This is a genomic window from Desulfuromonas sp. KJ2020 (assembly GCF_024197615.1).
GTDB lineage: Bacteria > Desulfobacterota > Desulfuromonadia > Desulfuromonadales > SZUA-540 > SZUA-540.
In genome coordinates this window covers 969407-992346 of sequence record NZ_JAKUKE010000001.1, presented here as the reverse complement: position 1 = coordinate 992346, position 22940 = coordinate 969407, and the positions used below count along the sequence as shown (strand labels likewise).

At 57.8% G+C, this 22940-nt stretch carries 17 protein-coding genes and 1 pseudogene; all 18 read left to right on the top strand.

Going from position 1 to position 22940, the window contains the following annotated elements; translation table 11 throughout:
* Positions 1–5: 5 nt before the first annotated feature.
* A complete protein-coding gene (icmH, locus tag MJO47_RS04530; RefSeq protein ID WP_253959924.1) occupies positions 6–731 on the top strand; it encodes a type IVB secretion system protein IcmH/DotU in 726 nt (241 codons plus the stop codon).
* A 29-nt stretch (positions 732–760) separates the two neighbouring features.
* Positions 761–4333 carry a type VI secretion system membrane subunit TssM gene (gene tssM / locus MJO47_RS04525; protein ID WP_253959923.1) on the top strand — a complete coding sequence of 1191 codons (3573 nt, stop codon included), beginning with the start codon at positions 761–763 and terminating at the stop codon, positions 4331–4333.
* A gap of 12 nt (positions 4334–4345) precedes the next feature.
* A complete protein-coding gene (gene tagF, locus MJO47_RS04520; RefSeq protein ID WP_253959922.1) occupies positions 4346–5362 on the top strand; it encodes a type VI secretion system-associated protein TagF in 1017 nt (338 codons plus the stop codon).
* Complete coding sequence (gene tssA / locus MJO47_RS04515; protein WP_253959921.1) at positions 5359–6882, top strand: type VI secretion system protein TssA; 1524 nt, start codon at positions 5359–5361, stop codon at positions 6880–6882. The genes tagF and tssA overlap by 4 nt, the downstream gene beginning before the upstream one ends.
* A 59-nt stretch (positions 6883–6941) precedes the next feature.
* Complete coding sequence (tssB, locus tag MJO47_RS04510; protein ID WP_253959920.1) at positions 6942–7469, top strand: type VI secretion system contractile sheath small subunit; 528 nt, start codon at positions 6942–6944, stop codon at positions 7467–7469.
* 20 nt (positions 7470–7489) lie between these two features.
* Positions 7490–9031 carry a type VI secretion system contractile sheath large subunit gene (gene tssC / locus MJO47_RS04505; protein WP_253959919.1) on the top strand — a complete coding sequence of 514 codons (1542 nt, stop codon included), beginning with the start codon at positions 7490–7492 and terminating at the stop codon, positions 9029–9031.
* A 74-nt stretch (positions 9032–9105) separates the two neighbouring features.
* Positions 9106–9591 (top strand): Hcp family type VI secretion system effector, encoded by a 486-nt coding sequence (locus MJO47_RS04500; RefSeq protein WP_253959918.1) that lies wholly within the window; start codon positions 9106–9108, stop codon positions 9589–9591.
* A 59-nt stretch (positions 9592–9650) separates the two neighbouring features.
* Entirely contained in the window at positions 9651–10073 is a 423-nt protein-coding gene (gene tssE / locus MJO47_RS04495; RefSeq protein ID WP_253959917.1) for a type VI secretion system baseplate subunit TssE, read from the top strand.
* Positions 10066–11823 (top strand): type VI secretion system baseplate subunit TssF, encoded by a 1758-nt coding sequence (gene tssF, locus MJO47_RS04490; RefSeq protein WP_253959916.1) that lies wholly within the window; start codon positions 10066–10068, stop codon positions 11821–11823. Before tssE ends, tssF begins: the two co-directional genes overlap by 8 nt.
* Complete coding sequence (tssG, locus tag MJO47_RS04485) at positions 11787–12782, top strand: type VI secretion system baseplate subunit TssG (RefSeq protein WP_253959915.1); 996 nt, start codon at positions 11787–11789, stop codon at positions 12780–12782. The genes tssF and tssG overlap by 37 nt, the downstream gene beginning before the upstream one ends.
* 32 nt (positions 12783–12814) lie before the next feature.
* Positions 12815–15493: a type VI secretion system ATPase TssH gene (gene tssH, locus MJO47_RS04480; protein WP_253959914.1), complete on the top strand. Its 2679-nt coding sequence runs from the start codon at positions 12815–12817 to the stop codon at positions 15491–15493.
* 15 nt (positions 15494–15508) lie between these two features.
* A complete protein-coding gene (locus tag MJO47_RS04475) occupies positions 15509–17569 on the top strand; it encodes a type VI secretion system Vgr family protein (protein ID WP_253959913.1) in 2061 nt (686 codons plus the stop codon).
* A 43-nt stretch (positions 17570–17612) separates the two neighbouring features.
* A complete protein-coding gene (locus MJO47_RS04470; protein WP_253959912.1) occupies positions 17613–18035 on the top strand; it encodes a hypothetical protein in 423 nt (140 codons plus the stop codon).
* 4 nt (positions 18036–18039) lie between these two features.
* Entirely contained in the window at positions 18040–19257 is a 1218-nt protein-coding gene (locus MJO47_RS04465) for a hypothetical protein (protein ID WP_253959911.1), read from the top strand.
* On the top strand, positions 19257–20306 hold the full coding sequence (locus MJO47_RS04460; protein ID WP_253959910.1) for a DUF2169 domain-containing protein: 1050 nt from the start codon (positions 19257–19259) through the stop codon (positions 20304–20306). The genes MJO47_RS04465 and MJO47_RS04460 overlap by 1 nt, the downstream gene beginning before the upstream one ends.
* Positions 20306–21454, top strand: coding sequence for a hypothetical protein (locus tag MJO47_RS04455; protein ID WP_253959909.1), 1149 nt, complete (start codon positions 20306–20308; stop codon positions 21452–21454). The genes MJO47_RS04460 and MJO47_RS04455 overlap by 1 nt, the downstream gene beginning before the upstream one ends.
* 159 nt (positions 21455–21613) lie before the next feature.
* Positions 21614–22213 carry a hypothetical protein gene (locus MJO47_RS04450; RefSeq protein WP_253959908.1) on the top strand — a complete coding sequence of 200 codons (600 nt, stop codon included), beginning with the start codon at positions 21614–21616 and terminating at the stop codon, positions 22211–22213.
* 68 nt (positions 22214–22281) lie between these two features.
* Positions 22282–22608: pseudogene (locus MJO47_RS15590) on the top strand (transglycosylase SLT domain-containing protein); the annotation flags it as partial.
* Between the last annotated feature and the right edge of the window lie 332 nt (positions 22609–22940).

Here is a 22940-nt window from a genome sequence, read left to right as displayed (position 1 = left end):
CTGACATGCAAACGCAATCCCGAACCGCCCCCCACAACCCTCTTCTTCAATGCTGTGAGGTCTTGTTTTCCCTGGTGGCGCCCCTGAAAAATGACCAGAAAGCCGCCACTCTGGATGACAGCTTTCGTGAACGCATTCTGGCGGAGTTTGCCGCCATGGAGAAAAAGACCTTTGATCTGCAGATCGGCATGGTGGAGCAGAAAGATGCCCGCTACGCCATGGCCGCCTTCATCGATGAAATGGTCCTGAGTTCAACCTGGCCGGGCCGCCTGCAGTGGATGGCCAAACCTCTTCAGCTCGATTTTTTCGGGGAACATACGGCAGGCGAAGGGTTCTTTACACGCCTGACCAACCTGCGTCAGGGCGGGGAGGAAAATCTTCATCTGCTGGAACTTTATTACTACTGTCTGCAGCTTGGTTTCGAAGGCGCCTATAAAGTCAAAGGCCTTGAGAAGCTGATGGCCCTGCAGGTGGACCTGCGCAGCCAGATCGATGGGTACCGGGGTCAGCCGCCACGCCAGCTGGCTCCGGTCGGCCTTCCCGGACATGCCCTGATCAACAGGATGCGAAGACAGGTTCCTTACTGGGTTATCGCTGTAGTGACCATTTCCGTCATTTTTTTTACTTACATCGGCTACTCCCTGGTATCCGGCAACATGGCCCAGGCCAGCGTCGACCATATCCAACAACAGCAGAAAACCGTTTTTAAACGCTCTTCCGCCCTCTATTAGCCCCTTCATCAACCTTTCAGGACAATTCCATGCAAAACATATTGCTCATCATTCAGGCGTATCTTTTCGGCCGCCTCGGCTCCCGCATCCTGGGTCTCATGCTGATTCTCTCACTGATATGGTGGGCCGGCCCCTATGTCGGCCTGACGGAGACGACCCTCCGAGCCTACCTGATCATTGGTGTTCTGGTCTTTTTCGTCGGCGTCTGGCTGATCCGTCGCATGGTCGTGAAGAATCGCTCCAACCTGTTTCGCAAAGACCTCGATGCGCACATTGAACAGGACCAGTCCCGACAGGCCGAGATAGAAGAGCTGCGCGGCAAGATGAACCAGGCCATCGCCTCTCTCAAATCGTCAGAACTGGGTTCACAACACCGGGGCAACGCCGCGCTGTACGCTCTGCCCTGGTTTATGATCATCGGCCCGGCAGCCGCTGGTAAAACCTCGCTGCTTCGTAACTCGGGGCTCCACTTCCCTTATGCTCACGACAACGATATCGATATTCGCGGTTTCGGGGGCACACGCAACTGCGACTGGTGGTTTTCCAACGAAGCCGTCCTGCTGGATACGGCGGGACGCTACACCACCGAGCAGGACGATCGCCCGGAATGGCTGGCTTTTTTGGCGCTGCTGCGCAAGCACCGTCGCCGCCAACCGCTTAACGGCGCCATTGTGGCAATCAGTCTGGCCGATTTGCTCACTGCCGACGACCAGGAAATCGAGCGGCATGTCAAAATCATCCGGGATCGCATTGATGAACTGACCTCCCGCCTTGGCTGCGTTTTTCCCATTTATGTCGTATTTACCAAATGCGACCTCCTGCATGGCTTCACCTCCTATTTCGCCGATCTCGATGACAAAGAGCGGGACCAGGTCTGGGGCTGCTGGCTGGGCCACGAGGCACCCCAGAACATTGGCGACCTCTTCCGCACCAAAATGGGGGAATTGCACCGCCGCTTGACCGAAATGCGCCTGTACAAGCTGTCTCTCGTACGGAAAATTCAAGCCAAAAACGAGCTCTTCGATTTTCCCGGTCAATTCGAGGCCGCCCAAAACCGGCTGGTCGATTTCATCACCCGCCTGACCAAGGAAAATCCCTACCAGGATACGCCCAACTTCTGCGGCATCTACCTGACGAGTGCCACCCAGGAGGGAACACCCATTCAAAAAATCCTGGGAAAAATGCGCCAGGCTTTCGGCTTTATCGAAGACAGAGAAGCCACGGAACTTCCAGAACCCACCAGCTTCTTTGTCAAAAACTTCTTTCAGTCCGTCGTCTTTCCCAATGCCCAGGATGTCAGCCGCACCAAAAAATCGGGAATCATACACCGCACCCTGAAAACAGTCAGTATCGTCGGCTGTCTCGGCCTTATTGCCGGCAGTGTCATGTTGCTGAGCACCACTCTGACCGCCAACACTCTGCTGCTGAAAAAAGGGGATGAGGCCGCCGAACGTCTTGCCGATGTGGTCGAAGCGAAACAGCCTGCCCCCTCGGAGCGCTTTTCTGCCCTGACCGAGGTGTTGCGACACTATCAGAAGCTCAAGGCGTATGAGGAAAAACTCCCCCTCTCTCTGGCAATGGGCGTCTATGAAGGGGACAGGCAACTTCCGGCAATCCGCTCCCTCTTGCTTGGGTCCTTCGAACGCCTGTTCTTTCAGCCGGCCCTGGACGACCTCGAGATCGAACTGGCCACCTACGGCAAGCAGTGGCCCGCCTCATCGGCCAAACGACAGGACACCATTCGCGACGATTACTATGATGGACTCAAAGCCTACCTGATGCTCAACCGTCCTGACCGCCTTGACCTTGATGAAGCGACCAGAATCCTCCTGTCGCGGCTGATAAAAAGGCTGCCGGAATCCAGCGCCGACAAACCCGTTGAAGAAAAAAACAATCGCGATCTCGAAGTCCTGCTGCGAACCTACCTCTCACACATGCAGGTTCCCCAGGATCATCCGGACTTTGTGGAGCCACGTCAGGTGGATCAGGAGCTGGTGGTTGAGGCCCAGTACCACCTGAAAGCCCTGCCGGATCCCAAACGGCTGTATGCGCAGATCCGCAACAAGGGCAGGCTGCAGGCCCGTGATCTCGCCCTGCAGGACATGATTAAAGGGCCTGGGCGTGGCCTTCTCAGCAGTGCCCATGCGGTTCCCTTTATGTATACCGCCAAGGGGTGGCACGAATTCACCCGAGCAGAAATACAGGATCTCGTCGCCCTGGCGAGCCGTGGCGACTGGGTGACCGGCTACCTGCAGACAACGGATGACAACACCGATTCAAACCATGTGAATGAAGAACTTTCCCGCCAGTTAGAGCAGGAAATCCGCGGCCTCTATTTCACTGAATACGCGGAACACTGGTTCAAAATGTTGGAAGGAACCCGGTTGGACCCTTTCCGTTCCCTGGACGATGCCAGCAAGAAGATGCTGCTCCTTGCGCGCAACGATGGGCCCATCGCCGAGCTCATGCAGGTTGTGTCCAGGAATATCAACCTTTCGGAAGGCAACGAGAGTCAGGTTTTCTCAGGTTCCCGGGAAAGCAACCTGGTGCCGGAACTGGAGGCGCCCCTGCATGACCTGCGCAAACTCGCAGATGCCGGCGATAAAATGAACACCAGTCTGTTGATCAATCAATACCTGCTGGCCCTGGCTTCGGCCCAAGCGGAAATTGAGCAGTTGGCCGCCACCATTGATGTTCAGCAGGACTGTTTTCACTATGCGGCCGGCATTCTGGGCGGCAGCGGCGCCAACGATTCGGAGTTGTACAAATGCTGGCTTTCCACCAAAAGTCTTCTCAACGGCATTGAAGCCCGCACCCGCAAGGTGGCCGAGCAGGTTCTTACCAATCCGATTCAGCAGGCCTGGCTGATGACCATTGAGCAAACCCGGAACTATCTGCAGAACCAATGGAACGGCACGGTTTTCCTGCATTACAAACGCAAGATTGTCGACCGGTTTCCCTTCAGCCTCACTGGCTCTGACGCCTCACTTAACGACGTTTCCGACTTCTTTCGTCCGGACAATGGCATTATCTGGAGCTTCACCGACGAACAGCTCAAACCCTTTCTGCGGAAAAAACGTCATCAGTGGGCAGAAAAGTCCTGGCTTGGGATCGGCGTCAAACTCAACCCCTCTCTGCTGCGCTCGCTGACCCAGGCATCGCAGATCAGTTCCGGTCTCTTCCGGCAGGGGCAAAACCATCCCGACGTACATTTTTCCATCTACCCCATTCCTAGCCGCGGCTTGCGCATGGTGCGCTTTGAAGCCAGTGGACAGCAGATGATTTACCAAAACGAGCCTCAGGAATGGCGGCACTTCAAGTGGCCCGGCGATGAGCAGATGCCCCTTGCTGTCGTCGGCGGGACAACCAGTGGCAATCGCGCGCTCGGCAAGCTCGACTTCGCCGGCGACTGGAGCCTCTTTCATCTGCTCAAACAGGCGCGAATCACCAACGACCCCGATGGCTACATGCTGGCCTGGGATCTGGAATCGGCTCCGGGCCACACCCTGACCGTTCAGCTCAAACTTCGCCCCGATCGTGACAGAAATATCTTCGTCAGCGGCCTGTTCTCCGACTTCCGGCTGCCGGCCACTATTTTTTGACAGGGCTCCTCCATGTTTGGACTGTTTGAAAAGACGAGGGCAAACATCAACCCATCGTCTCGGCTGCGTACGGCCTGCTTCGGCAAATTGCCCCTTCACGGCGATTTCATTCGCCACAACCTCTGCTGCCGCGAGACCACCGCATTCGAAAAGTGGCTGCAAGAAGGGGTGGGCACCATCACGCGCCTACATCCAAAAGGCTGGCCGTCCGCATACCGTCAATTTGCCCGGCATCATTTTGTCCTGACCGGTGGCGAACAGGATCACAACCTGATCGGTACGCTGCGCTCCAGTCAGGACAAGAGCGGACGCATCTACCCTTTTGCCCTGCTATGGATGGCCCCCGCTCCCCTAATGCACGGCCATCGGGCTACGGCGCCTTTTGTCTTCGACCACTGTTTCGACTACGGCGACAATCCGGTGCACCTGCAGCGAGAGAATGTCACGCTGACCAGACTGCTAGGCGAACTGGATCAGGAAAACTTTGAAAACCCTGCCCTGACACAGCGCGAGCTGCTCGAAAGCCAGATACGCGGCTTTGACAAGCTGACCATGGGACACTACTGGAACGGGCTGCGGCAACCTATTGCCAAGGAGAATCGCGAACAGTTCTGGCAGACTTTCTACAACGTCTTGAAAACCGTGCTGCAGCGCGGGGCCAGCCGGACCCACTGGGGCATACGCCTGCCCTTACCCGCGCGGGAACAAACAGCTTCGGTTGTCTTTTGGGTCCAAATGGTCGAATCAATCCTCGAGGATCGCTTCTGGCGGGCTCACTACTTCTGGAGTGAAGGAACAGCAGAGAGCGAGCCCAGTCTGACCCTCTTTTTCCGGCCGCTGCTCCCATCCTACCTGCTGCCACTGCTCAATCACGAGCTGGACGACAACGCGGTTTTCGATCTGGGCCGGGAATGGTCAAAGCTGTCTGCTTTTTCCAGCCGCATCGACCTCAGAAATCTGCTGGACAAGGATGACGCCAGCATGCTGGACGTGCTTTACCGTACCGGCCGCCGGGAGATGCTAGGATGACCTATTCACCTGAATCCTGGGTGGCCGACATCTGCCGTCCTCTGACAAGTGACTCGCCGGCAGGCACCGATCCCCGTTATCTGGACGAATTCCTGTTCATCAAGGAAGAGCTCGACAAACTCCAGGGCACCAACTATCCGGAAGTGACCAAACTCTGCCGCAAGCTTCTCAGCGCGACCAGCAAGGATCTGCGCCTGGCTGGCTACCATCTGCTGTCAACGACTTATGTCGATGGTCCGGCCGGCCTTCTGGACGCCCTGCGCTGTTACCGGGGGCTAGTCGAAAATCTGTGGGCGGACTGTTTTCCCCACCATGAAAATGCCCGCGTGGCGGCCCTGGGACTGCTGAACAATCCCCGGCTGGTCTCTTTTGTCGAGTTGCACGAAGAAAAGGCCGAAACGGCTCTGTTGCAGAACCTTCAGGAGGAAACCGCCGCGATCAACCACCTGTTGACGGAACACTTGGGCGACGAAGTTCCTCGCCTGAGCTCCCTGGCTGGCTGGCTCGACAAACGCCTCAAACAGCGGCCACCTGAAGCACCGGCCGCGGCCCCCGGCTCGCGTCCCGCCGCCTCGGAAGAGCCTTCGGGAGGGCCAGCTTCCGTGCCGACCACAGCGACGCTGTCCTTGGCCTCGGAGCACGACCTGACCACGGTGACACGCCAGCTGCACACCCGACTGCTGGAGGGCGGGGAATGGCTGCGGGCCCTCGGTTTTTCACGGGCCCTGCGCTGGGGCAACCTGGGCGTCCCCCCTGACGAAAACGGCCTGACCCGTATCCCACCGCCCAGACCCAGCGGCTGGGCCGAGCTGCAACAGAAGCTGTCAGCCGGTTCATGCGCCGAGGCCCTGTGCTGCTGCGAGAAACTCTTTTTCGAACCGGGTTTCCACCTTTACTTCGACCTCCAGTGGCAGGCCGCCAGCGCGGCGGACCAGATGGGCCGCGCGGATATATCTCTCTTCATCCGTAACAGCCTGCGTGATCTGCTGGAACGCCATCCACAGCTGACCGGTCTGAGCTTTGCCGACGGCACACCCTTTACCGGAGCCGCTTGCCTAACGTGGATACAGACCTGGCAGGAAGCCCCGGCCAGGCCCCGAACATCCGCCGAAAACGACACCGAAGAAGCCCTCCGGAAAGAACTTCTGGCTGAAGCCCTGCCCCTGGCCCGCAACAAAAAACTTGCCGAGGCCCTTCAATGCCTGCGATCCCTTCCCATGGGGACCGAAAAACAGCGGCTGCACAAGAAGATGACCGAAGCGCAACTCTGCCTCGCCGCCGGCAAGGCTTCCATTGCCCAGGTTCTCTTCGAAGAGATGAAGTCGCGCCTGCTTGAGGAGCCGCTGTCGACCTGGGAGCCTGAACTGACCGTCGACGTACTGCGGCAACACACGGCTCTGTTGCAGGGCATGCTCAAGGGCGCCGAGAAGGAGCTCAAAAGCAGGCTGACGGAACAGATCGAACATCTGCAGAAACTGGCCTGCCGCATCGATGTTGAGGCGGCGGCCGGCTTTGTCTGAAATCCGTTTTTACTTATTAAACAACCCACCGGGCACCCCGGCAGTGAAGGAGACAAAGAATGAGTGACAGTTATCAAAAAGAGATACCCAAGGCCCGCATCAACCTGTCCCTGGACGTGGAATCCGGCGGCCACAAAAAAAAGATGGAACTCCCCCTGAAAATGCTGGTTATGGGCGACTTCAGTAACGGCCAGACCAAGGGCAAAGTGGCGGACCGGGAAAGGATCATCATTAACAAAGACAACTTTGAATCCGTCATGGCCGATCTGGCTCCCTCGGCCCGGATGGATGTGCCCAATCTGCTGGCCAAAGACGGCAGTGAAATTTCAGTGGGGCTCTCCTTCAAGTCGATGAAGGATTTTCGCCCCGACCATGTCGCCCAGCAGATTCCCGAACTGCACAGTCTTATGGCCATGCGCAATCTGTTGAAAGATCTCAAATCCAACCTGCTGGACAACGCCAAGTTCCGCAAGGAGCTGGAAAAGATCGTCGGCAATCAACCGCAGCTGGAAGGGCTGAAAAAAGAACTGGAAAAGTGGCTCGTTCAGGCCGAACAGACCGCCGCCGTGGACATTCGCAGCATTTAACCCTCTGGGAGAACACATCTATGAGCACACAGCAAGCCGCCGCCAAGTTAAACGCAAGCCCGGAAGAACGTGTTCTCGACGCCGAGAACGCCTATGAACGCCTGTGCAAACTGGTTGATATCGATCCGCTGCGGGAATCCATTCAATTGACCCGCTTCGCCGATGCATCGCAGATGGCGGACATCTCTCTGCAGCAGCGCCTCACCGCCGGAATCCAGGTGTTTCTTGACCTGACCGCCCGCAACAGCGCCCAGATCGAGCGCATCGACAAGGTGCTGCTGGATCGCTATATCGCCCAGATTGATCAAACCATCAGCGGGCAGCTCGACGCCATCCTGCATCATCCCCGCTTCCAGCAAATCGAGAGTTCCTGGCGAGGGCTCCAGTTCTTGGTGGACCGCTGCGACTTCCGGCGCAACACCAAGGTCGAAATTCTGGATTGCACCAAGGAGGATCTGCGGGAGGACTTCGAGGAAGCCCCGGAAATTATTCAGACCGGCCTCTATCGTCACGTCTACGTCAATGAATACGACACCCCCGGTGGCGAGCCCTTTTCGTCCATCATCGGCAACTATGAATTCGACAATTCGGCCCAGGACACCGCCCTTTTGCGCGACATTTCCAAGGTGTCCGCCAGTGCGCACTGCCCATTTCTGGCTTCGGTGGGCGCCCGCTTCTTCGGCAAGGAAAGTGTCGACGAAATCGCCAAGATCAACGATCTCACCAATTACATGGAAAAAGCCGAATATACGCGCTGGAAAAGTTTTCGGGCCACCGAAGACGCCCGTTATATCGGCCTGTTGACGCCCCGTTTCCTGCTTCGCCTTCCCTACGGCCAGGACAGCACACCCGTGCGAACCTTCAACTACGAAGAAGACGTCAGTGGCCAGGATCATCGCAATTACCTGTTCGGCAACCCGGTCTTCGCCTTTGCCGGCAACATCGCCCAGAGCTTCGCTCAGCATGGCTGGGCCGTCAACATCCGTGGTCCGGAAGCGGGCGGCAAGGTCGCCAACCTGCCAGTCCACATGCACGACACGGGCAAGGGCATGCAGATGAAAATGCCGACGGAAATGCTTATCTCCGAAACGCGCGAACTGGAAATGGCCAACCTCGGCTTTATCCCCCTGAGCTACTACAAGAACAGCGACTTTGCCTGTTTTTTCTCGGCCAATTCGGTACAGAGACCGGCGGAATATGCCGATGCCAACGCCAATGCCAACAGTATGATCAATTCGCGGCTGCCCTATATCTTTCTGGTCTCCAGGCTGGCCCACTACCTCAAAGTGCTGCAGCGGGAAAATATTGGTTCTTCCAAGAGCCGCCAGGTCCTGGAGAACGAATTGAACAGCTGGCTGCAAACCCTGGTCACCAAAATGAAAGATCCGGAACCCGAACTCATCGCCATCCACCCCCTGCGCGACGGCAAGGTTATGGTCAAGGAGATCCCGGAGAACCCGGGCTATTTCAGCGTCGATCTCTTTGTTCAGCCCCACTTCCAGATCGAAGGGGTGGATGTACAGCTCAAGCTTGTTGCGCAGATGCCCCGCGACAACAACTGATTACCGGCCACAGGGCATCCAACTTATAACCGGTGCACAGAGCACCGCCACTAATGTCCAAGAGGAGGAAAAGTATGGCAATTCCAGGCTACATGACCATCCTTGACGATCAGGGGTCCAAGGTAGAGGGTCCGGTCAAGGTTTCCGGTCGCGAAGGAACTATCGAGATTCTCGGTTTCGACCATGAGCTGCGCATCCCGACCGACAGCGATACCGGCAGCCTGACCGGCACCCGCAAGCACGAACCTTTCATTTTCATGAAAGCCTTCGACAACGCCACCCCTTATCTGTACAAGGCCTGCAGCAACGGGCAGACCCTGAAAAAGATCGAATTGAAATGGTATCGCATCAACGACACCGGCACCGAGGAGGAATATTTCTCCCACACCCTGGAGAACGTCAAGATCACCTCGGTCAAGCCGACGATGCACAACGTCAAGGATCTGGACAAGGAGCGGTATCCCCACCTGGAGCAGGTCGCTTGTCGCTATGCCAAGATCACCTGGGCCTACACTGACGGCAATATCTCCTTCTCCGACTCCTGGACGGAAGGACGCTAAACCACCACGCCGTACAGGGAGCCAATCCCTGTACGGCTTATTGATGGCCTTCGGATTTTATGACCCAGACCATTCTCGACATACTCACGCTCCCTGACGCCGCGCCGTTGAACTCACGCACCAGCGGCCGAGACGCCGCCTGCCAGTGCGTCAGAGACCATCTGCAGCGCCTGTTCAATTCGCGCAGGGGCTCTCTGGTCCACCTCCCCGATTACGGGATGCCGGACATCGCGGCACTCTACCTAGCCCTCCCCTATTCCCGGGACCAGATCATGGCCTGCCTGCGTCAAAGCGTCTCCCTCTACGAGCCCCGACTGCAGCATCCGCAAGTGCGCGCCCTGGCTCTGGAGGGCAACCAAGAGGGGACTGCTTTCGAACTCTGCGGGACTCTGCCGGGGCACCAGCGGGTCCGCTACCTGGTGACCCTCTTTCGTAGCGGCCACATTACCGTTTCGACCGGAGGAGATTATTACCATGGGTAGTTACTTCGATGCCGAAATGCGCCTTTTGCAGGAAACGGCCCAGGAGTTCGCCCGGGCCTTTCCCGAAAAGGCACGCCTGCTGAATCTGCTGGATGTCAAGGATCGCGACCCTTATGTGGAACGCCTGCTGGAGGGGATGGCTTTTCTGACGGCCGAGGTCAAGCAGCGCATCGACGATGACATCCCCGAGCTGTCCGAGGCCCTGCTCAGCCATGTGCGCCCCTGTTTTCTGCGGCCCTTTCCCTCCTGCTGCATCATGCAGTTCACGCCCCGTCCGGGACAGCTGCCGCAGGCTCTGACCCTGCCCCGGGGAACCCAACTCTCCAGCGGCAGCATCAACGTACCGGGACAAGGGCCAGGAGCCCTGGACGAACGGGTTCACTGCCGCTTCCGGACGACCAGCGAGGTGGAACTGCAGCCCCTACGTCTGGCAAACTTTCAGCTCGACGCCCCGGTGCACGGCCGCCAGACGGCCCGCCTGCACTTCCAGTTGGATCACGACGTTTCCCCCGATGAACTCGATCTGAAAAGTCTGAAAATCTATCTCCATGGCGACCATTCCACCGCCATGGAACTCTACCACAGCTTCACCGCACAGATCGCTCAGGTCGAAATCGTCTTTCCGGGCCACCCACACCCGCCGTTCCGGCTGGGAGGACAGGAAACGGTAAAGCCCTGCCATCTTGACGCCGATCAGGTCATGATTCCTTCATCCGGCCGCGATTTCCCCGGTTTTCACCTCCTGCACGAATACTTCTGCTTTCCGGAGAAGTATCTCTTCGTCGCCGTACATCACCTGGATCGCCTGGCCTGGCCGGACGACTGCTGTGAATTCGAGATCCTTTGCCACTTGCGGGAGTCTCTCGGCGACGATCTGCGCCTGAGCAAAGACAACTTTCGCCTGCATTGCGCCCCGGCCATCAATCTGTTTGAAAGCAGCAGCGAACCGATCCAGCTCCATCACCGCCAATGGGAATACCCGGTTATCGCCAACAACAACAATCCGGCCAGCTTGCAGGTCTACAGCGTCAACCGCGTGACCGGCGCCCAACCGCGAACGGGGCTGCGAAAAAACTATTCTTCCCTGCCTCAGTTTGATCACGGCGACCACCAGGAGACCTATTTTCAAGTCGGCCATCGCCACCGCGAAGGCCTGCGTCCCCTGACCTACCTCGTGACCGGAGGCGCCTTGGGCGAAGAGGTCGAGACTCTCTCCTGCGACATCACTGTCTTTAACGGAAACGTCCCCAGGGACCATTTGCAGACGGGCGACATCCGATCGCCGGGACAGGGCTTTCCGACCAATGTCACGGCCTGCAACATCACGCGCCCCACCCCCATGCGGCTGCCGCCCCAGCGCGACGACTACCGCATGGCCCTGGTGACCCATCTGAGCGTCGGCTACAACAGCCTGGCCAGTCGGGACAACCTTCAACAACTCCTCATGCTCTATAACTGGAGCGATCAGCCTCAGAACCGGCGACGTATTCGAGGCGTCACCGAAATCCAGCTGAAACCTCTGCATCGCATCCACCGGGGGGCCCTGCTGCGCGGCGTGGATATTCAGCTGAAGATGGCTGAAAGGGATTACCTGTCCCCGGCGGATGTCTATCTCTTTGGCACCATTTTGCACCATTTTTTTACCATGTACGTCACCATCAACGCCTTTGTGCAAACCGGCTCACAGCTGAGCCCGTCTAAAAGTGAATTGATATGGGAACCTTTGCTCGGGGAAAACTTTCTCATCTGATCGAAGACCTGCTTGCCCGACCGTCAGCCTACACCGCTTTTCAGGCGCTTCATCTGATGGAAATGAGCTGTCGTGGCGGGGATGGGGACCAAGAACTGCATCGCTTCATCGTCCCGACTCCGGCCCGGGAGCTCTCCTATCCCGCCGGTGAGATACGCCGCTGCTTTCGCGACCGGGATCAGCGCTATCGTCTCGAACTGAACTTCATGGGGCTCTACGGCGTCGACTCCCCGCTGCCTCAGTATTTCAACGACATCACGGCCCGGGACAAGGACGGCAGCGACGAGCTGAGCGCTTTTTTGAACCTGTTCAGCCAGCGCCTGTATACCCTGCTGTTCATGGCCTGGAAAAAACTGAACCACCACGGCGGCACAAAAAGTCTCTACAGTCGGTATCTGGCCGCCTTCTCGGGATTGTCGGTCGCTACAGGGCGAATCGACTACGCCGGTGTATTCGGTACCCGCATCCGAAGCAGCCAGGCCCTGTGCGGCATGCTGGCCGACTTTCTCGACGCCCCTGTTCGTCTGCGGCAGAACGTTCCCCGCTGGATCGGCATAGATGAACCCGCCACATTGGGTGAAAAGTGCCTTCTGGGAAGCAACGCCCTGTTGGGCGACCGCCTTTTGGCGGTGAACAGCCATGTCCGCATTCTTGCCGGTCCGCTGTCTTTTGAAAAAGCGCTGGCTTTACGTCCGGGAGAACCTCTGGCCCTGGCCATCGGCAGCCTGCTGGGGGACTATCTGGAACCGGGACTCGACTACGACCTGGAGCTGAATATCCAGTCAGCGGCGGGTCAGACCGCTTGCCTCGGCTACCCTCACCTCATCCTGGGCTGGGGCTGCTGGCTGGGCACGGCGGCGCCTCAAGGGCAGCGCGTGCTCCTGTCTTCCGCCAGTCTGGCCGCCTGCCGTCAAACCACCACAACATCAGGGCCAGGTCGCCTTCACCTGGCAGCTTGATCATTTTTTAATCCGTACTCTTCGGGGGAATCATGAGATCGACTCACATCAAAAGGCTGCTTGAAAAGCTGAACCCGCACTGTCTTAATGCTCTGGAATCAGCCGCCAGTTTTGCCGCCATGCGCGGCCACTACGAAATTGGCCTTGAGCATGTCGTTATCAAATTGTTGGAACGAGGCGAGGGGGATTTTGACTTGCTGCTGTGCCACTACGGCATCAACCTCGACCAGCTCTGGCAAAAGCTACTTGACGACCTGGCCCGCTGGCGTTGCGGCAATCATCACAAGCCCGCCTTTTCCCATCATTTGTTGGAATGGTTGGAGCGGGCCTGGACGTTAACCTCCCTGCACGACCCACAGGCTCAAATCCGTTCACGGGCTCTGCTTGAAGCCTTGCTGGAAATCGCCCCCTTGCTCCCCGGGCAGGCCTGGCTGCTGCTGGACGGCCTTTCTCGAGAAATGATCGAGGCGGAGGCGGCCCAGATTCTGGCTATCTCCGTGGAAGGTCAGCCCTCCCTGGAACCAGCCCCGACTGCGCCCCCTTCAGCTAATACCGCGTCTCCCGGTCAGGTGACGGGCCCCACGCCGCATCTCGACGCCTATACCACCGACTTTACCGCCAAGGCCAGAACGGGGGAGATCGATCCGGTTCTCGGCCGCAACGACGAAATCCGTCAAATGATCGACATTCTTACCCGGCGCCGCAAGAACAACCCCATTCTCGTGGGCGAGCCCGGTGTGGGGAAATCGGCCGTGGTGGAAGGACTAGCTTTGCGCATTGTCGCCGGGAGCGTCCCCGATAGTCTGAAAAATGTGCGGCTGGTCTGTCTCGATCTGGGCCTCTTGCAGGCGGGCGCGGGGGTCAAGGGGGAGTTCGAGAAGCGCCTCAAGTCCGTATTCGAAGAGATCCGCGCCAGTGATGTCCCCATTATTCTCTTTATCGATGAGGCCCACACCCTGATTGGCGCCGGCGGCGATGCAGGTATGGGGGATGCCGCCAACCTGCTCAAGCCGGCCTTGGCGCGAGGTGAACTGCGCACTCTGGCCGCCACTACCTGGTCTGAGTACAAGAAGTACTTCGAGCGGGACGCCGCCCTGGAGCGCCGTTTCCAGATGGTCAAAATTGACGAACCCTCAGAAGAAACAGCCATCGTCATGCTCAATGGTCTCAAATCCCACTATCAGGAACACCACAAGGCGCTGATTACGGATCAGGCTGTGGAGGCGGCCGTTCGCCTCTCCAGCCGCTACATCAATGGCCGCTTTCTCCCCGACAAAGCCATTGATCTGCTCGACACCGCCGCGGCACGCGTCTGTATGGGCCAGGCAGCCACGCCAGCCGAGCTTGATAGTGCCCAGGAGCAGCTCGCCTTTGTTGAACGTCGTCTGCGCCACCTGCAAGAGGAGACCGATCTGGGACTGCCGGTGGATGAAGCCCTGCAGAACCGCTTGCACCAGCAACGCGAGGAGACCGCCACACAGGTCAAAACCCTGCAGGGACGCTGGCAGGCGGAACTGGAGCTGGTCCGTCAGATTCAGGCGATGCGCCGACAGCCCTGCGACAGTGCCAAGGTGGAAGAACTGCAGCAGCATCTGCAGGAGATTCAGCAGGAATCGCCCCTGGTGCAGCCGGAGGTCAACGCCGAAACCATCGCTCAGGTCGTGGCCGACTGGACCGGCATTCCCGTCGGCCGCATGGTCAAGAGCGACCTTGCCAGCCTGCTCGACTTCGAAACGCTGCTCGGTCAGCGCATCGTTGGGCAAACCGAGGCCATTCACGCCATCGGACAAGCCCTGCGCAGCAACCGGGTTGGTCTGGGCGACGCAGACGCGCCTATCGGCGTCTTTCTGCTCACAGGACCCAGCGGCGTGGGCAAAACGGAAACGGCGCGCGCTATTGCCGACGTCCTTTACGGCGGCGAACGCTTCATGGTCACGATCAACATGAGCGAATATCAGGAAGCCCACTCGGTATCGCAGCTCAAGGGCTCACCTCCCGGCTATGTGGGGTACGGTGAAGGAGGTGTCCTGACCGAGGCCGTGCGTCAGCGGCCCTATTCCGTCATTCTGCTCGACGAAGTGGAAAAAGCCCATCCCGATGTGCTCAACATGTTCTACCAGGTTTTCGACCGCGGCTTCATGCGCGACGGCGAAGGGCGTGAAGTGGATTTCAAAAATACGGTCCTCATCATGACCAGCAATCTGGGAACCGAAGCCATCATCGCGCTGAACGAGTCGGCCCTGGAGCAGGAGGAAACCTCCGACCAAACGCCGGGGTACTCCGAACTGCACGAAGCCGTCCAGCCGGATCTGGCCCGGCACTTTCCCGCCGCCCTGCTGGCGCGGATGCAGGTCGTTCCCATGCGCCCCCTCGACCAACAGGCCCTGCAGCAGATCGCTGCCCTCAAGCTGGACAAGATAGCCTGCCGGCTGGCCGATAGTCATGGCATCACCCTGCGCTGCGCCCCGGAGATCATCGATTACCTGACGGCCAGGTGTCAGTCCCCTGAATTCGGCGCCCGCTCCCTCAATACCCTTATCGATCAGCAGGTGATGACCGGGGTAGCACGCAGCCTGCTGCAGTTCATGGTGGCCGACGATATGCCGCAGATCATGACCCTGCAGCTGGATGAGCGGGGAGACCTTTCCTGCCTGTTCAGTGATTTGGTCGAAGACGCCGCGGATTCCTCTGCCCTCGCCGCAGCCAGTTAGCAAGGAGAACGGTTCATGAATTTTCCCGCCGCTCATTTTCCGGCCGCCAATTGCAGCCAGTTTTTCCTGCGCATTCGGACGGTACCGGACGACACCTTCACCCTGACCCGTTTTAGCGGCTCCGCTCAGGGTCTGTCGGAAGACTTTCGCTTTGAGATTTGTCTGCATTCGGACGCCGAACTGCTGCCACGCACCATCATCGGACGTAGCGCCACCCTGGAGCTGAGCTGGGGCCCTCAACCCGTCTATCTGCACGGGGTCATCTCCCGCTTTGAGCGCACCGGCAACACCCCAGACGGCGTCTCCTACCGGGCCGTTCTCAGCTCCCCCCTCTTCCCCCTGAGCCTGAACACCAGCAATCGGGTCTTTCTGGGCCGCGACATCGGTCAGCTTATCGAAGAGGTACTGATCGGGGCTGGATATGGCAAAGACGAATTCCGTCTCGAATTAACAGGAAACTATCCTCAACGGGAGTTCGTGGTTCAGTACGCTGAATCCGATTTCGACTTTCTCCGCCGCCAACTGGCTCGCCACGGGATCTTCTTCACTTTCGACAACCGGGCGCAGGGATGCCGCGTCGTTTTCTGTGACGACAGCACCCGTCGGCCGATGCTGCCGTGCATTGAGCAGCTGAAATACAGACCCCAGACCGGTTCGGTTCGCACGGCCGAAACGGTCTTTGCACTTTCTCCCCAGGCGCAGTGGCTGCCAGGAGGCATTCGTCTGACGGACTACAATTATCGCACCCCCGATACCCCTCTGGATGTCAGGCTCAATGCAACCTCGGATAATGCCGTTGGGGAACAGGCGATCCACGGCGATCATTTCAAAACGGCGGAAGAGGGCGAGCACATGGCCCAAATCCGTCGACAGGCCCTGGATGCCCGCCGGGAGACCTTTGAGGCGGAGACGGACTGTCGGGGCATCGCTCCCGGCTTCCGGCTTAAAATAAGCGACCACCCTGAAGAAAGTCTCAATGGCGACTATCTGGTGGTCAGCATGGAACAAAGCGGCCACCAGGAAGCTGCTTTGGCCCGGGGCGAAGAGGTAAAGGGCCCCACCTATGTCAACCGTCTTCAGCTCATCAAGGCACAGATTCCTTTTCGGTCGCCCGTCCCGGAACATCGGCAAGTGCTCGGTCTGTTTACCGCCCGGGTTGAAAGCGACGGAACGGAATATGCCTGTCTCGACGAACAGGGGCGCTATCGTATCCGTACCGACTTTGACCGCGGCGAGGCCCCCCTGGCCCAGGCCAGCCATCCCGTGCGGCTGATGCAGCCGTATGGTGGTGAGCAGCATGGCATGCACTTTCCCTTGCAGGGGGGAACGGAGGTGGTACTCGCCTGCCTCAACGGCGACCTCGACCGCCCCGTTATGCTCGGTGCCCTGTCCAATCCCCAGACCCCCAATGTGGTCACCGCCGAAAATGTCAGCCAGAACATCATCCGTACCGTCAGCGGCAACGAGCTCTGCATGGACGACCGCCGCCAGAAGGAACGCATCGACCTGTTCACCGCCGAACGGAAAAATATCCTGACCCTCGATGCCCAGGCCGGATCCCACAAGGTGCGGCTGGAAACCCGCGAAGGCGACATGGAAATCCACGCCGGCAAGACTCTGCTGATGGAGTCGGGAGAGAGTCAGTTCGTCGAAAGCGGTGGTGACCATATCGTCACGGTGGAAAACTCCCAGCAGTTGATGACCCGCAATAAGGATATTTCCCTGCAGGCCGCCACCGATATCCAATTCAAGGCCGACCAGAATATTCAATTCGAGGCCGAAAAGCATGACATCGCCTTGAGCGCTGGCGAGAACCTGATCCTCGATGTCGGCCAAGCGCTGTCTATGCAGGTACGCAGCGACAAGATGGATCTCGCCATTGCAAGGGGAGGTCTGAGCATTCAGGCGGCCAAAGACATCAGTCTCCTCGGACAGGGTGGCGGTCCCATTACGATCAGGCAGGGCAGCGGCACTATCCAGATCTCCCCGGAAGGGGACCTGACCATCAGCGCCGGCAAGGTCACCATCAACGGTCAAAGCATTCATCTTAAAGGCAACCAGATCAGCGGGAACTGATCCACCGGGCTATTCCCGAAGACGCAATGATGAAAGGAAAAACATGCACTCCAATTTGAGAGCTCTCTACCCAACAAGCCGCCTCCCTGTCCAGCTCGCCACGGTTCTCACCGTGCGGGCAGGCGAAGCCTTGATGGTGGAACAGGGCGGTGAAAAACTTTGTGTTGCCGGGCATCTGCATCAGACCGAATATCTGAAAGAAGGGGATGCCGTCATGACGATGGCAACAGAGACAGGCCTGATTGTCTGCGGCCGCCTCAGGGCCAAGGGAGAAGAACCGGCCCCGCGTCTGCAGACAGACAACGGTCAATTGAACCTGGAAGCGGCCACCGGTATCCGCCTGCAGGTGGGAGACAGTTGTCTGGAAATCCACAAAGACGGCTCAATCCGCCTGAACGGAAGGCAGATTACCAGTATCGCCCATGGCCGCATGCGGCTGCAGGGCACGACCATCGAGATCAATTGACCCCATGACCATCCCTTTTTTGGCTTCCCATGAGGAATCGGCCCAAGCCCTCTATGTTCAAAGGTCCTTCCTGCAACAGCAGCCCCTGGTCGATGCCTCCATGCTGGCAGGCCTGGAGCAGCGCCTTTTCATCCATCTGCATGTCCTGGCTCACCGCCCGCAGACGTCGGCAAATCCGACCGATGAGGGGGAAACCTTTGTCTGCCTCGCCAGCCAACTGCTGTCCAGTGACAGGCAGCGCCGGCTGGCAGGATATGAACAGGCTGTGACCTGCCTGGCCGAAGGTGGCGCGGTTCAGCAGGGGGCCTTTCAGGCCCTGGCCCTGGTTTCCATTCCCGCAGAGGGCCAGCAATTGCTCGAGCTCTACCGGGAGACCCCCCATCTTCGCGCTTTGCTTTTTCAGCTCTGGCAGGAACAGCCCTACGCCGTTCCTGCAGCGCTGACCTCGGCGGCCGAACTGCGCGGTCTTGATTCGCACCTGCAGGTAGCGGCTTTACACTACGCCAGCCGACAGGCGGGCAGCGGCCTTGACCTGTTTGCCCCCTACCTCCAGGGTTGGCAGGGCGGCAGTCGCCCCCCCAATACCTCGGGCCTCATCTTGGCGGCAGCCCTCTGGGGAACCGTGCTGCATGGGGATAAGGCGACTAAACACCTGTGGCGCTGCATTGAGACGGAAAGCGAGGCCGAAGCCTTTTATCAACTGTTGCGCCTGGGCGCGATGGCGGCCGAGCCGAAGCTCGTCGAAGTCATTCATCACTATGGCGCCAAGCACCCCGAACTCGCAGCTGAACTGCTGGCTCTTCATGGCACCCGGGAGGCCATCGATGCCCTACTGAGCCTGACTCCACAACTGCAGGACCCCGCCCTCTCGGCTCAGATCTGGCGCTGGGTAAGCGGCACAGACCTCCAGGTCTCTCCCCATCTGCAGCTGGTAACCGAGCAGACGGGCGCGGATCGACAAAACGGCCCGACAGGCTGGTGGAACAAGCATCGCGATCAGCTTGCCGTCGGTCAGCGCCTCCTTATGGGTCGACCGTTGGATATTCCCTGGGTCAGGCAGCTGTGTCTAAATTGGGCCGGGCGTTTCAGCCATCACCTGCTTGACCTGCTTGCCTATCTGCAGGGGGCCCCGGTCGGTATCAGTGCCAACGCCCTGCAGGTGAAACGTCAGTATCATCTGGCCCAAGAAGCACAGCAAAGAGTCCGACAGGAGGTACGTTAATGCAGCTTGAGAACCAGACGGATTGGGCGGCCGGTCTTTATCTCGGCTGGTGTCGCCAAGGCCACCGACAATGGACGCTGGTCTTTAAAGCCAGTTATCAATTTGACGGTCAGGGTAACCTGACCGCTTTGCCCCAAGTCCCTATCGTGGAAGCCGACCAGTACCGGGGCGAACCAACGTGCTCAAGCCTGGTGGCCAGCAGTGAAGTAGTTCCGTTCAAACAGGGGGCCGAACTCTACCTGTTCGGCAGCGCGCAGCCTGACCCGTACGGCAGCCAGGTCATCCAGATAGCTCTGAGCCTGTGTCAGGACAATAACCGCTACTGGCACAAAGAGCTGCGTGTCTTCGGAAACCGCAGTTGGCAGCGCAGGATGTTGACTCCTTTGCCGGGGAAACCTGCCTCCATCACCGCCCCTGTGCCCCTGATTTACGAAAATGCCTTTGGCGGCAGCGACCCTGCCCATCCTGAACAAGTCTGCCTCGCCAACCCGGCTGGCGTCGGCTACAGCTTTCGCGGCCTGCGAACCAAGAACCTTGGTCTGCCCGCTATCGAAATTGGACCCAACTTTATCAGCAGCCCGGCCAGCCGCGTGCAGCCCGCGGGGTTCGGTCCACTGCCGCCATTCTGGGATCCCCGCTGTCGGGAAGTCGGGGAAATCGATGCCGAATCCGTCGCCCAGGGCCTTTGCCCCTGGGCGGTGCCGCTCCTGGCGACAATGCACAACGTCGCTCCCCAGGATCAACGCTTCGATGCCCCTTTTGAAGGGGAGATGGTCCTTAAGGTTACCGGGCTGCTCGCGGAAGCTTCCCACGAGGTTCTCATCCGGCTGCCCGAATTGAAACCCGCCGTTTTTCGCCACGCAGGTGAACAACTCAGCCGCCTTGACCCGGTATGTGACACTCTTGTCATCGATACGGACCGTCAGGAAATTCATCAGATCTTTCGTTGCGGGGTCGTCCTCGATCTGCACGAAAGAGAATTCGGCGTACTCATTCTGCGCAATCTTTTGTCAGAAAAAAATCCAGTCGCCGCCGAGGCGTTAACCTGATGTGCCCAAGCAAAACGTCCCTCGCCAGCTATCCTTCACGACCTGTGGTGGCCAAACCCCAGACCGTCGTCCAAATAATGGATATCGGTCTTTGCTGCCGTTTTGGCAGCGAAACGGCCGCTCTTTTTGGCGGCGTGGCGACCAATATATCCACGGCAAGACCGCATCCCGGCCTGCTGCTGCCGACAGAAAACAATCCCGACCAGCTCCAGCCCATCCACACTGGCGCCCTACCGGAGTTTGACGACTTGACGTCACCCCAGGATCGTCTTCTCGCCCTTCTGGAAGAGGCCCTGTACAACCTTCTGGAAAAACAGCCTTCCCTGCCTATCGGCCGCTCCCTGCTGGTTATGCTGCTTTTGCCTCCCATCGACACCATAAGAGGCAGCCAGGTCGATCACCAGCAAATACAGGCCTTCCTGCGGAGCACCTTGCCAGAAGCCGAACAGGTTGAAATCCGCCTCCTGACCCCGGCGGATGGGTCCGTGTCCGCTCTGCTTGAGGCCTGTGAGCAACTCAAAAAAGGGATGTGGGATGCAGTCCTCTTCGGCGGCGCTGACACCCTCATCGATACCGCCACCTGTTTGGAGGTGATGCAAAGTCGTGCCCTGCTGACGGCAGGCAGCAGCGGGATCTTTCCCGGCGAAGCCGCCGTCTTTCTGTTCCTGCAAAAAACCACAACTGCATCAGGCCTTTCCCACATCACCACTCTCGCCGCCACCGTGGAACCCTATCCCGGTCGAGCCGATGAAAAGAGCCTGACGGCACTCGCCGAGGCCATCAGAAAAAGCACACAGGTTGACCAAAACACACCCGAACCGGCCGCGGTCATCCTCCCCTTGGACGCCAGCGCCTGTCACACTCTCGAATGGCATCAAGTGCGCCAGAACCTGTGGCCAAGCACCCAGCAGCCCATAGAAGAACTTTACCCCTGCCATATTCTCGGCGACATCGGTGCAGCGACCCTGCCGCTGTCAGTGGCCTTGGGCTGTGCCCGTCTAGACTTCACCTATACAGCGATCACCAGCCTATTGGTCTGCGAAGCAGGCGACACCCCGCACCGTGGGGCGATGTGGCTACATAAACCACCGTATCCCGAAGAGGCGACGTCCAGAAAATCATCCAAAATAGTGACTATTCCGCTGTGAAGACAGGGAAGGATCCCCTTCCCATAAAATTTAATTTGAAATTTCAATGGTCAATCAGGCAGCAACGTTATAAAACTTTAAAGTTTTTGAATTACATTCCTACTACAGAGATCGAAATCCATTTACACATTTTGGCAGATTACATCAAGGGAGATCATAATGATTCATACCGTGGCTCAGTCCTATCGCCGCATTGCCTGTACCCGAGTTCTCTCGTTCCTTTCTGCTTTATTAGTTTTCTCTGGGTGTGCCTCAACCGCAAACTCTCTGACAAATCCTCTTTCACAAAAAATGAGAGCTTCTTGTGAAGTAAACAACCTTCAAGCCGTTCACATTCCTACACCCTTAAGTGGGGGACATATTGTCTTGAGTTCAGAGACCTCAGAAGAAAATAGCAGGCTTTGTGTCACGTGGAGAGACGATAAGGCGCTTGAATTACTCCTCTGGGAATCCTCCAATTATATTCTTGATCCCGAGCAGGAAAAACCATGGTTTTTACTGAGCCATCGAGGGGTTGAGTATTTTGCCTTATCGGTTTTTAGTGGTGGCGCACGTTGTTGTTGGGAGATTTTGCTATTCCGTCTGGATGAACCACAAATTATCAAGCGTGGGTTCACTTCAGTCGCTTCTCCACTGTACCGTACCGATGAGAAAAATTGCTTCCTGGCGGCCAAGATATATCCGATAAGTCGTGATGAACCCATGTCATGGAAGTCAAAGATTGAATGCCTAGTCGATGAAATTACCGCCAATGAATAGCGCAGATTATTAGACTTTTTCTTTTCTTATTTTCCTCAGGAATCCATTGACTCACCTGGAGCCGTTCAATGAACACTGATGACATATTTTCGTCGCGGGGTGCAGCCTACACCTCGAGTCAAGTAGCTGAATGGTCACACTACCATTCTCCTATCGATTCCACTCCAGGCCGCCCTTCAGGTTTCAGTCGCCGACACGGGGATGCCTCTCTTGATGTACAACAACAAGCTATTGACGCTATTGTAGCGGCTGGCCGCGCAAAAGGGATGTCTGATGACCTAATTGCGATGACCCTTGCCATCGCACGACACGAATCTGGGTTTAACCCGGATGCGGCGGCAGGACCTACCAGCGCAAGTGGTTTAGGACAGTTCATCAATCGAACCGGTTCCGCCTACGGTCTTTCGGATGACAATCGGTGGAACATGGATGCTCAAGCGAGAGCGCTGGTTGATTTCACTTCAGAAAACATCACACTGGCACGGAGTAGGGGCATTTCCGATTCTGAACTTCACAGATGGGTTTATAAATTTCATCACGATGGGCCGGAAGAAGAATATGGTGGTTTGCAAATAGCTGACCAAGCAGTTATACCTCTCATCCCACGGTACAGGCGTTATTTACAAAAATTACAGGGGACACAGGAGTATGAACCGTCAATTTCGGACCTTGAACCTTTGCAAGTTGCGGGGAATGAAAAATCATTGGAGAAAATAACATCGGCTCA